This is a genomic window from Micromonospora sp. NPDC048040 (genome assembly GCF_055587185.1).
Genome location: NZ_JBVJGT010000015.1, coordinates 131098 through 146291, shown reverse-complemented (window position 1 = coordinate 146291; position 15194 = coordinate 131098). Strand labels below are relative to the sequence as shown.

General features: G+C 74.0%; 13 protein-coding genes. 8 read left to right on the top strand and 5 right to left on the bottom strand.

The window, feature by feature from the left end:
- Positions 1–250 precede the first annotated feature (250 nt).
- A complete protein-coding gene (locus tag ACZ6O2_RS17655; protein WP_466023544.1) occupies positions 251–868 on the bottom strand; it encodes a DUF4126 domain-containing protein in 618 nt (205 codons plus the stop codon).
- Positions 869–939: 71 nt separating this feature from the next.
- On the opposite strand from ACZ6O2_RS17655, the gene nucS reads away from it, so the two are divergent.
- Positions 940–1599, top strand: coding sequence for an endonuclease NucS (gene nucS, locus ACZ6O2_RS17650; protein WP_076472317.1), 660 nt, complete (start codon positions 940–942; stop codon positions 1597–1599).
- A gap of 18 nt (positions 1600–1617) precedes the next feature.
- Here the strand turns inward: nucS and ACZ6O2_RS17645 are convergent, their stop codons facing one another.
- Positions 1618–3114 (bottom strand): aldehyde dehydrogenase family protein, encoded by a 1497-nt coding sequence (locus ACZ6O2_RS17645; RefSeq protein WP_466023543.1) that lies wholly within the window; start codon positions 3112–3114, stop codon positions 1618–1620.
- Between the two features lie 323 nt (positions 3115–3437).
- On the opposite strand from ACZ6O2_RS17645, the gene ACZ6O2_RS17640 reads away from it, so the two are divergent.
- The 7 genes from ACZ6O2_RS17640 to ACZ6O2_RS17610 all read left to right on the top strand — a co-directional run bounded on the left by ACZ6O2_RS17640 (position 3438) and on the right by ACZ6O2_RS17610 (position 9886).
- The gene (locus ACZ6O2_RS17640; RefSeq protein WP_466023542.1) at positions 3438–3983 is read left to right on the top strand and encodes an FHA domain-containing protein; all 546 of its coding nucleotides are present in this window, start codon (positions 3438–3440) and stop codon (positions 3981–3983) included.
- Between the two features lie 74 nt (positions 3984–4057).
- The gene (locus tag ACZ6O2_RS17635) at positions 4058–5125 is read left to right on the top strand and encodes an alpha/beta hydrolase (RefSeq protein ID WP_466023541.1); all 1068 of its coding nucleotides are present in this window, start codon (positions 4058–4060) and stop codon (positions 5123–5125) included.
- 137 nt (positions 5126–5262) lie between these two features.
- Positions 5263–7053, top strand: a complete 1791-nt coding sequence (locus ACZ6O2_RS17630; protein ID WP_466023540.1) for a 3-hydroxyacyl-CoA dehydrogenase family protein — start codon at positions 5263–5265, stop codon at positions 7051–7053.
- 40 nt (positions 7054–7093) lie between these two features.
- Positions 7094–7588, top strand: coding sequence for a SigE family RNA polymerase sigma factor (locus tag ACZ6O2_RS17625; protein ID WP_466023539.1), 495 nt, complete (start codon positions 7094–7096; stop codon positions 7586–7588).
- Positions 7585–8628: a hypothetical protein gene (locus ACZ6O2_RS17620; RefSeq protein ID WP_466023538.1), complete on the top strand. Its 1044-nt coding sequence runs from the start codon at positions 7585–7587 to the stop codon at positions 8626–8628. Before ACZ6O2_RS17625 ends, ACZ6O2_RS17620 begins: the two co-directional genes overlap by 4 nt.
- Positions 8629–8683: 55 nt before the next feature.
- Entirely contained in the window at positions 8684–9010 is a 327-nt protein-coding gene (locus tag ACZ6O2_RS17615) for a hypothetical protein (protein WP_176737387.1), read from the top strand.
- Between the two features lie 66 nt (positions 9011–9076).
- Positions 9077–9886, top strand: coding sequence for an alpha/beta hydrolase (locus ACZ6O2_RS17610; protein WP_350708697.1), 810 nt, complete (start codon positions 9077–9079; stop codon positions 9884–9886).
- Between the two features lie 70 nt (positions 9887–9956).
- Here ACZ6O2_RS17610 and ACZ6O2_RS17605 read toward each other — a convergent pair whose 3' ends face one another.
- From ACZ6O2_RS17605 to ACZ6O2_RS17595, 3 genes are all read right to left on the bottom strand, one after another.
- A complete protein-coding gene (locus ACZ6O2_RS17605) occupies positions 9957–11243 on the bottom strand; it encodes an AI-2E family transporter (protein WP_466023537.1) in 1287 nt (428 codons plus the stop codon).
- Positions 11244–11407: 164 nt separating this feature from the next.
- Complete coding sequence (locus tag ACZ6O2_RS17600) at positions 11408–13648, bottom strand: coiled-coil domain-containing protein (RefSeq protein WP_466023536.1); 2241 nt, start codon at positions 13646–13648, stop codon at positions 11408–11410.
- A 175-nt stretch (positions 13649–13823) separates the two neighbouring features.
- Positions 13824–15086, bottom strand: coding sequence for a coiled-coil domain-containing protein (locus ACZ6O2_RS17595; RefSeq protein ID WP_350708693.1), 1263 nt, complete (start codon positions 15084–15086; stop codon positions 13824–13826).
- Between the last annotated feature and the right edge of the window lie 108 nt (positions 15087–15194).

Here is a 15194-nt window from a genome sequence, read left to right as displayed (position 1 = left end):
ACATGCCCCTGACCGAGGCCGCGCAGACCGTGCAGGTGTCGGCGTACCCCGACCACTACGCCCAGTGGGAACAGCAGGCCGCCGACCTCGTCGCCAAGCACTGGAACAACTGACACACAGAGACAGACTTTCCACCACAAGGGGGAACGCTGGCCGGCACCCGACACGGGCGCCGGCCAGCGGCACATCTCGACCACCGACGACGGCCGGCACCCCACGCGGGGTGGCCGGCCGTCGGTGCGTACGAGGGTCAGACGCGGAAGCCGGCGGCCCGGGCCGCCTGACGTTCGCGGCGTCGGTCGGACCGGCGGCGCACGAACCAGACGACGAAGAGGACCAGCCCGAGCAGGAACGCCAGTACCAGCACCGGCAGGATGATCGCCACCACCGACATGACCACGCTGGTGGCGTCCTCGGCGGTGCTGGCCACCGGGGCGCCGACGCCGGCCGTGGTCGCGTTGACGACCGGTCGGGCGGCGGACTTCAGCAGGTGCACGCCGAGGGCGATCAGCACCCCGGTCACCACCGGGACCCACTGGTGGGAGGAGAAGAAGCTCCCCGGGTCGCTCACCGTCACCGTCTCCGACGACGAGCCCGCGCCGAAGGCCAGGCCACCCGCCGTGGGCCGGACCACGGTCTGCACCACGTCGTTGACGTGGTCGACCACGGGCACCTTGTCGGCCACGACCTCGATGACCAGCAGCACCGCCAGGATCGCGAGCACCCAGCCGTTGCCGAGCCAATGCCAGCCGGCGGGCAGGTCGATCAGGCTGGTGTAGCGGGCCAGCAACCCCATGGTGAGCAGGGGGATGTAGGCGTTCAGCCCCGCTGAGGCGGCGAGGCCGGTACCGGTGAGAACTTCGAGCACCGTCTCAGCATCCCACCGCCACGCCAGTGCCGCTCGGTGGCGCGGGCTGGGGCCTCGGCTACCCTCGTCGGGTGCGGTTGGTGATTGCGAAATGCTCGGTGGACTACGTCGGACGGCTCTCGGCCCACCTGCCGCCGGCCACCCGGTTGCTGATGGTGAAGGCGGACGGATCGGTGTCGATCCACGCCGACGACCGGGCGTACAAGCCGCTGAACTGGATGAGCCCGCCCTGCCGGCTGGAGGAGGCCCCCGGTGTCTGGCGGGTCGTCAACAAGGCCGGCGAGGAGCTGCGGATCACCCTGGAGGAGATCTTCCAGGACACGTCGTACGAGCTGGGCGTCGACCCGGGCCTGCGCAAGGACGGCGTGGAGGCGCACCTCCAGGAGTTGCTGGCGGCCAACCCGGAGACGCTCGGCGAGGGGTTCACGCTGGTCCGCCGGGAGTACATGACGGCCATCGGCCCGGTGGACCTGCTCTGCCGGGACGCCAACCAGGGTGCCGTGGCGGTGGAGGTGAAGCGGCGCGGCGAGATCGACGGCGTGGAGCAGCTCACCCGGTACCTGGAGTTGATGAACCGCGACCCGCTGCTCGCGCCCGTCGCCGGGGTGTTCGCCGCGCAGGAGATCAAGCCGCAGGCCAGGGTGCTCGCCACGGACCGGGGCATCCGCTGCGTCGTCGTGGACTACGACAAGCTGCGCGGCATCGAGCGGGACGAACTCACCCTCTTCTGACGCCCCCCGCCCCGTGGCTCACCGGCCGTACATCGTCTTGATGGCCCTGACGAGCCGGGCGACGTCGGCCGGCGTCCGCTCGAAGGTCGTGGAGGCCAGCAGCGACCGGGCCCGCCGGCGGGTGATCGCCTTGGCGCGGCTGAACTCGCGCAGCCCGTCCTCGCCGTGGATGCGGCCGAAGCCGGAGTCGCCGACGCCGCCGAACGGCAGCGTGGACATCCCGGCGAAGGTCAGCGTCGAGTTGACCGACGCCATCCCCGAGCGCAGCCGCCGGGCGATCGCCACCGCGCGCCGCCGGCCGAAGACCGAACCCCCCAGGCCGTACGACAGGGCGTTGGCCCGGGCGACGGCCTCGTCGGCGTCGCGGACCCGGTTGACGGTCAGGGTCGGGCCGAAGGTCTCCTCGCGTACGGCGAGTGAGTCCTCCGGCACGTCCACCAGCACGGTCGGGCGCACGTACGGCGGCTGCACCGCGTCGGCGCCGCCCAGCGCCGCCCGGCCGCCCCGGGCCAGCGCGTCGTCGATGTGCCGGCGGATCACGTCGAGCTGGCTCGGCATGGTGATCGGGCCGATGTCGGCGTCGTCGGGGCCGACGGTCAACCGGCCGGCCCGCTCGACCACCTTCCCGACGAAGGCGTCGAAGACCGGCTCGACCGCGTAGACCCGCTCGATGCCGATGCAGGTCTGGCCGGCGTTGGTGAGCGCGCCCCAGACGCACGCCTCGGCGGCGGCGTCCAGGTCGGCGTCGGCGTCGACGATCATCGCGTCCTTGCCGCCCGCCTCCAGCAGCACGGGCGTCAGCGACTCGGCGCAGGCCGCCATCACCTTCCTGGCGGTGGCGGACGAGCCGGTGAAGGCCACCTTGCCCACCCCGGAGCGGCAGAGTGCGGCGCCGACGTCGCCGAGCCCGTGCACCGCGGTGAACACCGGGTGCTCCGGCACCACCTCGGCGAACGTGTCGACCAGCCACTGCCCGACGGCGGGGGTGTACTCGCTGGGCTTCAGCACCACCGCGTTCCCGGCCGCGAGCGCGTACGCGACGGAGCCGATCGGGGTGAAGACGGGATAGTTCCACGGCCCGATCACGCCGATCACGCCGTGCGGCTGGTATTCGAGGTGGGCGGAGAACTCGGCCAGGACGAGCCGCGAGCGGACCCGGCGGGGGCCCAGCACCCGGCGGGCGTTGCGGGCCGCCCAGTCGACGTGCTCGACGGCGCTGACGATCTCCACGATGGCGTCGGCCAACGGCTTGCCGCCCTCGGCGTGCACCAGCTCGGCCAGCTCCTCGATCCGCCGGGCGAGCAGGGCCCGCCACCGCAGCAGCCGCTCCCTGCGCGCGGCGAAGCCGAGCCCGGCCCACCACTCGCCGGCCGGCCGGGCGCGGTCGACCGCCCGCGCGACGTCCTCGGCGGTCGCCACCGGCAGGCGACCGACCTCCGCGCCGGTCGCCGGGCTCGTCGACACCAGCCGACCGTCCTCGATGACCGGGGTTCCCGGGGCATGCACAGCCGTCATGACGGAAGTCTAGACCTGAGGATTACTCGCCGGTAGGGTGGCGCGCCCGCTGGTTCCGGTCCGCCGGGCCGCCCGTACGGAAGAGGTCATGGCCCGCCGCCCGGTCTCGTTGAACGCGGTGGTGCCCGATTCCGTGGACGTGGCCGGGTGTCCGGCCGGCCGGGACTTGTTCGCGGTCTTTGTCAGCCGGTGGACGCCGAACCGGCGAACGGGAGGTGTCCGGCCGGGGGCGTGGAGGTGACCGCCCGGCGGTCGAGGGCGACTACCGTGTGGTGGCAGGCTGACGCGCGGGGTGACCGCGCGGTGTGGGGGGCTGACTGTCCATGGAGGAGCGTCCGGAACTGATGCCGTTGCTGACGGTGGCGGGTGGGGCGATGCGGGGGCTGAGTTTCCGGGTCGGCCCGGTGCGGCAGGTGATCGGTCGGGTGCCGACCGCCGACATCGTCGTGCCCGACGCGCACCTGAGCCGCCGGCACGCCGAGGTCTGGCTGACGGACGAGGGCGCCTGCCTGGCGGACCTGGGCTCGACCAACGGCACCTGGCTGAACGACCGGCGGATCACCGGCGTGGAGCAGTTGGCCGACGGGGACGTGATCCGGCTCGGGCGCACCGAGCTGCGCCTCTTCGACCCGGGCGTGGCGCGGACCGATCCGGTGGGGCTCAGCTTCGGCCAGCCGCGCCGGGACCACCGCCCGACGCTGCCGCTGCCGATCGCGACCCCGGCCCTCCCGGGCGCCGACCCCCTCGTGACCCCCGCCCTTCAGGCTGCCCAGCCGGCGCCGCCGCTGTCGGCCGCGATGCCGGCCCTCCAGGGTCCCGACGCGGTGCCGCCGCTGCCGGTGGGCGCGCTGGGGTCCGCCCCGTCCTGACCTGTCGCCGCACACTTCCCGACCAGGGAACATGGCGGGAGGACCCATGGACGCGGCCGGGGCGTCGTGGCAGCATGCCGCGGATGGAGACCGGACAGCAGCTGGTGTCGGCGAACGGGATCACCCAGGCGGTGCGGGTGGCCGGGCCGCCGGACGGCGTGCCCGTGCTGCTGATCCACGGCAACTGCTCGTCCGCGGCGTTCTGGGAGCCGCTGGTGCGGCGGCTGCCGGACATCCTCCGGGTGGTCGCGCCCGACCTGCGGGGCTACGGGTACACCGACACCGCCCCGGTGGACGCGACCCGGGGGCTGACCGACTTCTCCGACGACCTCGCCGCGCTGCTGGACGAGCCGTCCCTGTTCGCGCCCGGCGCCCGGCCGGTGGTCGTCGGGCACTCGCTGGGCGGGGGAGTGGCCATGCGGCTGCTGGTCGACCACCCCGACCGGGTGGCCGCGTTGCTGCTCGCCGCGCCGGTCTCGCCGTACGGCTACGGGGGCACCCGGGACCTGGCCGGCACCCCCACCACGTCCGGCTTCGCCGGCACCGGGGCGGGCACGGCCAACCAGGAGTTCGTCAAGCGGCTGGCCGCCGGCGACCGGGGCGCGGACAGCCAGGCCAGCCCGCGCAACGTGCTGCGGGCCACCTACGTGGCGGACCCGGCCTCGCTCGGCGACGACGAGGAACTGCTGCTGGACACCCTCCTCACCACCGCGACGGGCGACGACAACTACCCGGGCACGGCGGTGGACTCGACGAACTGGCCCGGCACCGCTCCGGGCCGGCGCGGCGTGCTCAACGCGCTCTCCCCGGCGTACTTCCGGGTCGCCGACGAACTCGTGGCCGTCGCCGGCAAGCCGCCGGTCACCTGGATCCACGGGGACGCCGACGTGATCGTCTCGGACACCTCGCTGTTCGACCTGGCCCACCTGGGCTCGCTCGGCGCGGTGCCGGGCTGGCCGGGGGCGGATGCCTGCCCGGCGCAGCCGATGGTGGGGCAGACCCGGGCGGTGCTGGAGCGGTACGCGGCGGCCGGTGGCGCGTACCGGGAGGTGCTGCTGCCCGGCTGTGGGCACAGCCCGCACCTGGAGCGGCCGGCCGAGTTCGTCGCCGAACTGCTCCGGCTGACCGGCGGGGCGGCCTGACGACGGGCGGGCCGACGGGCCGCGCCGCTCGTGAAATACCCCACCGCGTCTCGACAACCGAACGTCACGTGGCAGACTCGCGCGCATAACCTTAGTGGCCGTTCACGCGGCTGTGCGGAGCATTGGGGAGGCCGGTCGTGGCGCGCGAGTTCACCAGCGTGGGCGTTGTGGGTCTGGGCACCATGGGTGCCGGCATCGTCGAGGTATTCGCGCGCAACGGCGTCGACGTCGTCGCGGTCGAGATCTCCGAGGGCGCGCTGGAGCGCGGCCGGGCCACCCTGACCGGCTCGACGGACCGGGCCGTGACCAAGGGCAAGCTCGCCGAGGCGGACCGGGACGCGCTGCTGAGCCGGGTCCACTGGCAGGTCGGGCTGGACGCGCTGCACTCGGTGGACCTCGTCATCGAGGCGGTGCCCGAGCACCTGGACCTCAAGCAGCGGATCTTCGCCGAGCTGGACCGGGTCTGCAAGCCCGAGGCGATCCTCGCCACCAACACCTCGTCGTTGAGCGTCACCGAGATCTCCGTCGCCACCAGCCGGCCCAACCAGGTGATCGGCATCCACTTCTTCAACCCGGCCCCGGTCATGAAGCTCGTCGAGGTGGTCCGGACGGTGGTCACCTCCGCCGACGTGGTCGCCGACGTGGAGGCGCTCTGCGAGCGGCTCGGCAAGGTCGACGTGACCATCAACGACCGCGCCGGATTCATCGCCAACGCGCTGCTCTTCGGCTACCTCAACCACGCCGTCGGCATGTTCGAGTCGCGCTACGCCACCCGCGAGGACATCGACGCGGCCATGAAGCTCGGCTGCGGCCTGCCGATGGGCCCGCTGGCGCTGATGGACCTGATCGGCCTGGACACCGCGTACGAGATCCTGGACACCATGTACCGGCGCGGCGGCCGGGACCGCCGGCACGCCCCGGTGCCGCTGATCAAGCAGATGGTCACCGCCGGGCTGCTCGGCCGCAAGTCCGGCCGGGGCTTCTACACCTACGAGCGGCCGGGCTCCCCGAAGGTCGTACCGGACGAGCGGACGCCCGTGGCCGCGGAGCCGGCGCTGGCCGACGGCGCGCGCGCTATCGCGAAGGTGGGCGTGGTGGGCTCCGGGACGATGGCCACCGGGATCATCGAGGTCTTCGCCAAGGCCGGCTACGAGGTCGTCTCGGTGACCCGGGGCGCGGAGAAGTCCGCGAAGGTCTGCGAAGCGGTCAAGACCTCGCTCAACAAGGGCGTGGTGCGCGGCAAGGTCAGCGAGACCGACCGGGACGCCGCGCTCGGCCGGATCAACTGGTCGGCCACCCTGGAGCACCTCGCGGACGTCGACCTCGTGGTCGAGGCCGTGGTGGAGGAGCTGAGCGTCAAGAAGGCCCTCTTCGCCAGCCTCGACGAGATCTGCAAGCCGGGCGTCGTGCTCGCCACCACCACCTCGTCGCTGCCGGTGATCGACGTCGCGATGGCCACCCAGCGGCCCGCCGACGTGGTCGGGTTGCACTTCTTCAACCCGGCCCCCGTCATGCCGCTGGTCGAGATCGTGCAGACCATCCGGACCTCGGCCGAGACGACCGCCACCGCCCGCGCCGTCTGCGCCGCGCTGGGCAAGACGGGCGTGGTCTGCGGCGACCGGTCCGGCTTCGTCGTCAACGCGCTGCTCTTCCCGTACCTCAACGACGCGGTCAAGATGCTGGAGGCCAGTTACTCCACCGCCGACGACATCGACTACGCGATGAAGCTGGGCTGCGGCTACCCGATGGGCCCGTTCGAGCTGCTCGACGTGGTCGGCCTGGACGTGTCGCTGGCCATCCAGCGGGAGCTCTACCTGGAGCTGCGCGAGCCGGGCTTCGCGCCCGCCCCGCTGCTGGAGCACCTGGTCACGGCCGGCTACCTGGGTCGCAAGAGCGGCCGCGGCTTCCGCGACCACACCCGTCGCTGAGCGGGTCAACGCCCGGCGCCGATGACGGCGTCTGCATGGTGTGACCTTCGAGGAGTACGTCAGCAGCCGCGGGCCGGCCCTGATCCGGCTGGCCCGGCTGCTGACCGGGGACGAGCACCGGGCCGAGGACCTCACCCAGGACGTCCTCGCCCGCGCGTACGTGCACTGGCGGCGGATCGCCCGGGCGGACCGGCCCGACGTGTACGTGCGCCGGATGCTGGTCAACGCCAACAACTCCTGGTGGCGCCGGCGCGCGAACCGGGAACTGGCGACGGCCGACTTCGCCGAGCGGCCGCAGCGCGGCGACCTCGGCGGGGAGACCGTCGACCGGGACGCGATGTGGCGGCTCGTCCTCGGGCTGCCGGAACGCCAGCGGGCGGTACTCGTGCTGCGCTACTACGAGGACCTCGACGACGCGACCATCGCCCAGATCCTGGACTGCTCGCCGGTCACCGTCCGCACCCATGCCATGCGGGCGCTCGCCCACCTCCGGGAGCGCTGCGACCTCCCGACGACGAACGGGAGCCGGCCGTGACCGACCTTGACGAGCGGATCGTACGGGCGCTGCGCGAGCGCGCCGAGGGAACGGTCGACACCGACCGGCTGACGGCGCGTGCGGTCGCCGGGGGTAAGGCCCGCCGTCGTCGTCGGGCCGGCGCGGCGGTCGCCGTGGGCCTGGTGGCGGTGCTCGGGCTCTCCGTCGCCACCAGCGCCGGCTGGCTGGAGGAGGTACGCCCACCGTACGCCGCCGCGCCGGGAACCTCCGCGGTGACGCCACCCCGGGCGGACGGCGTACCGGGAGCCGCGGTCCGGCCTGACCTGGTCGGCACGGATCCGCAGGTGCTGCACTTCGGGTTCGACCCGGCCCGGGCCCGCTACCTGCGCTGGGAGGTCTGGTCGGGGGTGGAGCTGGTCCGGGCCGACGTCGGCGGGGGCCGGGCGGTCACCGTCGAGCTGACCACCTCCGCCGCCGCGCTCATGCGCGGCAACGGACTGCCGGTCGACCTGTCGGGAATGACGGTCGAGGAGGCCTACGACGGCAGCGATCGCCGGCACCGGGGCAGGGGAGATACGCCCAGCTGGGTCCGGCTCTGGCAACCGGCCCGTGGCCTGTACGCCCGGGCCACCGTGACCGCCGCCACCGCCCGGGAGATCGACGTGGCGCTCCGCGCCCTCCGGCTGGGCGACGCGCGCCGCTGCGACGGCCCGGTGCGGCTATCCACGCTGCCCACCGGCGCCCGGCTCACCGGCTGCCGGGTCGACGCGGACTCCTTCCCCGACGCGCTGCGGGTGTCGCTGCGGGTGACCGCGAGCGGGCAGCGGCAGATGACCGTGTCCTTCGAGTACGAGAGCAGGATCGCCAGCAGCCGGACCGAGGGGAACCGGATGATCGCCGGCCGGCCCGCCTACCGTTACCCGCAGGGCGAGCAACTGGAGCTGCTCGGATTCCCGAAGGCCCACCTGGTGGCCGACTTCGGCTGGCCCTTCGACGGCTTCACCGAGCAGGACGCCGCCCTCGTGCTCGGTGGGGCGCGGGTGGCCGAGGACCCGATCCGCCCGGAGACCTGGGACTGACCGGTCGTGCGCCCGTACGGGCCGGCCCACGGGCCGGCCCGTACGCTTGGTGACCGTGAGCCCCCGTCGCAACCGACCCCGCCGCGATGACACCGCCCACCTCGACTCCGACCGGGTCCGTCAGGGCGTCGCCTCGGTGCAGCAGTGGCGCGACGGCGAGTGGCAGGTACGCGGGATCAGCGGCGGGGCGTCCACCAAGACGTACCGCTGCCCGGGCTGCGACCAGGAGATCCGGCCCGGGGTGGCGCACCTGGTGGCGTGGCCGGCCGACGGGCGGGGCGACCTGACGGACCGGCGGCACTGGCACAGCGGCTGCTGGCGCGCCCGGGACCGGCGCGGGCCGGTCGTCCAGCGCGGTCGCGGCGCCCCCCGGTACGGCTGAGCGATCTGGATCACCCTGTTTCCGCCCCGCCCGGCGGTCCCCGGCCGCACGGGTGAGACTGGACGGGTGAGCACACCGATCCGCGCGTCCACCATCCTGCCCGGGCGTCGCGAGGACATCGAACTGCACACCGCGGACGGACTGCGGCTGGTCGGCGAGCTGGCCCGACCGCTGGACCGGGAGCCGGTGGGCACCCTCGTCTGCCTGCACCCGCTGCCCACCCACGGCGGGATGATGGACAGCCACGTGTTCCGCAAGGCGGCGTGGCGCCTGCCGGCCCTGGCCGACCTGGCCGTGCTCCGCTTCAACACCCGGGGCACCAGCAGCCTGCGCGGCACCAGCGAGGGCGCCTTCGACAACGCCGTCGGCGAGCGTTTCGACGTCGCCGCCGCCATCGAGTACGCCGAGTTCGCCGAGCTGCCGAACATCTGGCTGCTCGGCTGGTCGTTCGGCACCGACCTGACCCTGAAGTACGGCTGCGACCCGGCGGTCACCGGGGCGATCCTGCTCTCCCCGCCGCTGCGCTACTCCACCCCGGCGGACCTCGACCACTGGGCGGCGTCCGGCAAGCCGCTGACCGCCCTGGTGCCCGAGTTCGACGACTACCTGCGCCCCGACGAGGCGCGGGAACGCTTCGCGGCGGTGCCGCAGGCCGAGGTGGTCGGGGTGCCCGGCGCGAAGCACCTCTGGGTCGGCGACGCCGAGACCGTGCTGGACGAGGTGGTCCGCCGGGTCGACCCGGCCGCCGCCGTGCCGCTGCCGACCACCTGGGACGGCCCGGTGGAGACCGGCGACGTCAGCGCGTACGCCGACCGCACGGTGGCCTCCTTCGCCGACCGGCCGGTGCCCGGCCCGCCCGCGGGCCAGGCCGGCTGACCCGCCCGCGGGCCAGGCCGGCTGACCCGCCCGGCCGCGGGCCGGGCGGTCGTCGCGGTCCCGGCCGGGGTCAACGGGACTCCTGCCGGGGCAGGATCACCTCCCGCAGGATGAGCTGGAACGCGGCCACCGCCGGGATCGCGATCAGCGCGCCCACCACGCCCAGCAGGGACACGCCGAGCAGCGCGGCGACCAGGGCGGCCACCTCGTTGACCGCCACCGACCGGCGCATGACCTTGGGATAGATCAGGTAGTTCTCCACCTGCTGGTAGATCAGGAAGAACACCACGCAGGCGATGCCGGCCGGCGGGTCGGTGGCGAAGCCGACCAGGCTGACGATCACCGCGCCCAGCGTGGCGCCGATCTGCGGGACGAGGTCGGTCACCGCGACCACCACGGCCAGCGCGAACGGGTACGGCAGCCCGACGACCAGCGCGAAGACGAACGTGGTCGTCCCGGCCAGCACCGCGATGCTGATCGCACCCACCATGTACGCGCCGACCTTGGTGAGGATCTCGTCGCCGATCAGCCGCACCCGCTCCCGGCGGGACCGGGGCACCAGCGAGTAGCCCAGATCGCGGAGCCGGTCGAAGTAGGCGAGGAAGTAGATCGTCAGCACCAGCACGGTCAGCCCCCGGAGCACCGTGCCGAAGAGCATCTGGGCCCCGCCGAGCACCCCGCCGAGCGCCCGCCCGATCGTGGCCGGGTTCGCCGCGTTCTGTATCCGCTCCATCAGGTCGTACCGCTCCACCAGGTCGTTGACCGTCCGGTTGCGGCGCAACTCCTCCAGGTAGCTCGGCAACTGGTCGACGAACTGCCCGGTCTGCGTGACGATCGGCGGCACCAGGGCGAACACGCCGCCGCAGAGGAGCAGCACGACCGTCAGTGCGACCGTCGCCACCGCCGCGCCGTGCGGGAGCCCCCAGGACCGCAGCCGGACCACGGCGGGGTGCAGGCCCACGGCGAGGAAGAGCGCGATGACCACCATGACGAGGATTCCGGCCGCGTTGCGCAGGCCCAGATAGAGGGCGTACGCGAGCAGCACACCGGCCGCCCCCGTGAAGCCGACCAGGAAGCTGCTGCGCCGCAGCGGTCGCCCCGGCGTGCCGAACCGCCCCGTCCCGACGGCCGGCACCTCGTCGCCGCCCAGCGTCGACGCCTCGGCCTCGGGCACCGCACCGGCCCGCTCCCGCTCGGCGGCCCGTTCCCGCCCGGGCTCGGCCGTCCGCTCCCGCGAGGCGGCCCGCCTCCGTCCCGGGTCGGGGGCCCGTTCCGGCTCGGCGGCCGTCCCGGCTGGGTCCGGGGTGGCCTCGGGCTCCCGGTCGGCGCCCGACGCCGCAGGTCCGTCCTGTGCCATCCGGACCTCCCTGATCGACTCTCGCCGGCGCCCGCCGGCTTCCCCGGGCGCGGGGAGCCCAGGTCCGGGGGCTCCGATCAGGAGCGTAGTGGTCGTCAGGGCGCCGAACCGACCCCCGTCCGTCCACCGGGTCGCGTCGGCCCGGCCAACGGCCGGGTGGGTGGTCAGTCCTTCTCGACGACGACCTTGCTCGGCTTGGCGCTGCGCTCGTCGGTGGTCGGCTTCGTCGGCCGCTTGCCGTTCTCGCCGGTGCTGGTGATCTTCGTCGGGGTGGCGCCCCGGCCGGCCTCACCCGGCACCGCCGCCACGGTCGGCTCCCCCTCCACGCCGGCGCTGGCGGTGCCGCCGTCGACGGTGGTCACGGACGCGACCTTGCCGCTCTCCGGCTGCCCGGCGTCCGCCGGCTCGATCCGACCCTTGGCCGGCTGGCCGGCCTCCGCCGGCTCGACCTTGCCCGCGCCGGGCCTGCCGTCCTCGACCGTGGCGGCCTCCTTGCCCCCGGCCCCACCCGCCGGAGCCGCTCCCGCTCCGGCCGGCGTGGCCTCCTTCTTCGCCTCGCCCGCCGCGGCCGGGGCGGTGTCCTTACTGGCCCCGCCCGGCCCCGCCGGCGTCCCGTCGCTCCGGGACGCGGACGCCCCGCCCGCCCCGGCGGCGGTCGACGCCTTCCCGCCGTTCGCCGTGGCGGTGCCGCTCCCGGCTCGCCCGCCGTCGGCCACCGGGCCGGCCGCGGCGGTGGCCGTCCCGCCCCGTCCGTCGGCCGCACCGACCAGCCCCAACCGCAGCTCGGCGACCTGCCGCTGCAACTCGTCGGACTCCTGCCGCGACTTCCACGTCTCCTGCCGCAGGTCGGCGAGCTGCTGCTGGGCCTGCGCGATCTCCAGCATCACCTGGGCGAGCTGCTGACGGCTCGCCGCGGCCTCCTGCTGGGTGGCGGCGAGGTGCTGCTGGGTGGTGGCCAGGTGCTGCTGCGTCGTCGCCGCGTACTCCTCGAACTGGCGGCGCGAGGTCGCCACGTGCTCGTCGGCCGTGCGGCGCTTCTCGGCCGCCTCCGACTCGGCCCGGCCGAGCAGCGTCGCCGCCTCCTCCTCGGCCTGGCGGCGCATCGCCAGCGCGTCCCGTTCGGCGGCCTGCCGGACGGCGGCGGCACCCTGCTCGATCTCGTTCTTCCGGCTGGTGTACTCCGACTCCAGCGTGGCGCGGCGCGACTCGAACCCGGTCTCCAGCTCGTCGTGCCGGCTCTTGTGCTGCTGCTCCAGTTCGGCGAGGCGGGTCTTGTACTGCTTCTCCAGGTCGTCGCAGCGCTTGGCGAACTCCTGCTCGGCGGTCGTCCGGCGCTGGGTCAGCTCGCGGTCCGCCGCCTCGCGGCGGCTGTTGACCTCCTGCTCCACCCCGGCCCGCCAGGCGCCCAGCTCCTGCTGCGTCTGCGCCCGGGCCTGCTGCACGTACGCCTCGGTCTCCGTGCGCATCCGCTGCACGTACGCCTCGGTCTCGGCGCGGCTGCGCTTGGCCGCCTCGGCCGCCTGGGTGGTGAGCCGCTCCGCCTCCTGCCGGGCCTTGTCGCGGGTGGCCCGGCCGGCCTGGGCGGCGTCGTCGATGATCTGCTTGGCGTCCCGCTGGGCCTTGGCGTGGGTGGCCCGGCCCGCCTCGGTGGCCTGGTCGACCAGGCGCTTGGCCTCCTGCTGGGCCTTGGCGTGGACCTCCTTGGCGGCCTCGCGGAGCTGGGTGGCCTCCTGCTGGGCCCTGGCGTGGACCTCCTTGGCGGCCTCGCGGAGCTTGGTCGCCTCCTGCTGGGCCCGGTGGTGGATCTCCTTGGCCGCGTCCCGCAGCTGGGCGGCCTCCTGCTGGGCCTTCGCCAGCGCCTCCTGGGCGGCCTTGCCCAGCCGCGCGGCCTCCTCCTTGGCGGTCCGGACCGCGGCGTCCGCCTCGGCCTTGCGGGCCGCGCTGTGCCGCTCCTCCTCCGCCCGGCGGGCGGCCAGCGCGATCTCGAAGTCCTTGAGCGCGGTGGCGGCCTGTTCGCGCGCCTCATCGATGATGTGCTCGGCGGCGGCCCGGCGCGCCTCGATCTCCTGGTTGGCGGCGACCAGGACCGCGTCGGCCTGCTCCTCGGCGAGGGTGAGGATCTGTTCCACCCGCGGGCCGAGGTGCCGGAAGGAGACGTTCTCCAGCGCGCCGGACGACTTGCGCGCCTGGGCGAGGTCCCGCTGGAGCACCTCCACCTGGCCGGCGAGCTTGTGGATCTGTGTGTAGGCCTGTTCCCGCTCGGCCGCGAGGGCCGCGATCTCGTGCTCCGCACGAGCGACGTACCGGTCGACCTGTCGTTTCTCGTACCCCCGCAGAGCGGACTCGAAGCTGGGCTCCGTGGTCACGTCCCCGCCGAGAGCGAACAGTTCCTCGCCGTGCGACATGCCCCCATCCTCACACGCATCCGGCTCTGCTGGGGCGATACGGACGCCCCGGATGGGACCTACTTCACTGCGGCCACGCCCGGGCAATTCCCTGGCGGGAAAACGCATACGGCGCGGGGCACACCGGTCACCCGGTGTCACCCCGCGCCGTCGTCATGCCCCCCGGTCGGGTCGGTCAGTTGGACGTCTCGGCAGCCACCCGCTCGTCCGCGCCGTCGGCCTTCTTCGCCTCGGGCTTGGCCGGCGCGGCCGGCTGCGTGGCCGGCACGCCCGGCACGATGCCGGCGAGGCCGGAGAGCATCTGGCCGAGCTGGGAGGTGACGGCGTCCTTCTGCCGGGTGAGGTCCTCGACCTCGCGGCGAGCCGCCTGGGTGGTCAGCTCGGCCTCGGTGCGCGCCTCGGTGAGCAGCCGCTTCGCCTCGGCCTTCGCCTCGCCGAGCGTCTTCTCGGCCAGCGCCTTGGCCTTGTCGACCGTCTCGTTGGCGGTGCGCTCCGACTCGACCCGGCGGGCCTCGGCGCGCTGCTCGATCTCCTTGGCCCGCTCCTGCGCCGCGTGGGCCCGCTGCTCCGCCTCGCTGACCAGCTTCTGGGTCTGCGCGACCTGCGCCGCGTGCCGCTCCGACTCCTCGCGCTCGGCCTTCTCCCGGCGCTCGGCGAGCTGGAGCTCCAGGGCCTGGAGGTCCTTGTCGCGCTTGTCCCGCGCGTCGGTGAGCAGCTTGGTCGCCTCGGCGCGCTTTTCCTCGGCCTCCCGGGCGGCCTTCGCCCGCTGCTGGGTGATCTCCCGCTCGGCGGTCGCCCGGAGGGTGGCGACCTCGCGCTCGACGGTCGACTTCAGCTCGGCGACCTCGTGCGCGGTGACCGTGCGCAGCTGCTTGGTCTCGCGGTCGGCGTCGGCGCGCAGCGTGTCGGCCTCGCGCCGGGCCTGGACGCGGACCTCGGCGGCCTCGCGCTCGGCGGCGGTGCGGACGCTGCCGGCCTCCCGCTCGGCGGTGGCCTTCATCGCCGCCGCCTCGGCCCGCGCCTTGTCGGTGATCTCGCGGGCCTCGAGGCGGGCGGCGGAGAGGATGCCCTCCGACTCGCGCTTGGCCTCGTTGCGGTGGTCGTTGGCCTGCTCCTCGGCCAGCCGGAGGATCTGCTCGACGCGGGTGCCGAGGCCGGAGAGGGTGGGCCGGCTGTTCTCCTCGAGCTGCTTGTTGGTGTCGGCGAGTTTCTGCTCCAGCGTGCTCATGCGCTGCTCGGCCTGGCGGAGCCGGCGCTGGGCGTCGTTCATGCGCTGCTCGGCCTCGGCCCGGGCCTGCTCGGACTGGGTCAGCGCGGCCGTCATCCGGCCGATGAAGTCATCGACCTGGTGGGTGTTGTAGCCGCGTAGGCCGACGGTGAAATCGGGCTGGGAGTTCGCGTTATCGAAGAACGCAAGAGGGGAGGACTGCTGGGGCATTGGGACATACTCGCAGACTCCCCAGGGTGCTTCGCAAGAGCGGTCCCGAGCTTTCGCGTCCTCTTTACATGGTCAACTGCGGGAGCCCCGGGAGGCGGCACCGATCGG

What these genes read in the sequence shown, in the direction of transcription:
- ACZ6O2_RS17645 (WP_466023543.1), bottom strand. Translation starts at nt 3,114, where the DNA reads ATGACGGCTGTGCATGCCCCGGGAACCCCGGTCATCGAGGACGGTCGG.
- ACZ6O2_RS17640 (WP_466023542.1), top strand. Translation starts at nt 3,438, where the DNA reads ATGGAGGAGCGTCCGGAACTGATGCCGTTGCTGACGGTGGCGGGTGGG.
- ACZ6O2_RS17635 (WP_466023541.1), top strand. Translation starts at nt 4,058, where the DNA reads ATGCCGCGGATGGAGACCGGACAGCAGCTGGTGTCGGCGAACGGGATC.
- ACZ6O2_RS17605 (WP_466023537.1), bottom strand. Translation starts at nt 11,243, where the DNA reads ATGGCACAGGACGGACCTGCGGCGTCGGGCGCCGACCGGGAGCCCGAG.
- ACZ6O2_RS17600 (WP_466023536.1), bottom strand. Translation starts at nt 13,648, where the DNA reads ATGTCGCACGGCGAGGAACTGTTCGCTCTCGGCGGGGACGTGACCACG.
- ACZ6O2_RS17595 (WP_350708693.1), bottom strand. Translation starts at nt 15,086, where the DNA reads ATGCCCCAGCAGTCCTCCCCTCTTGCGTTCTTCGATAACGCGAACTCC.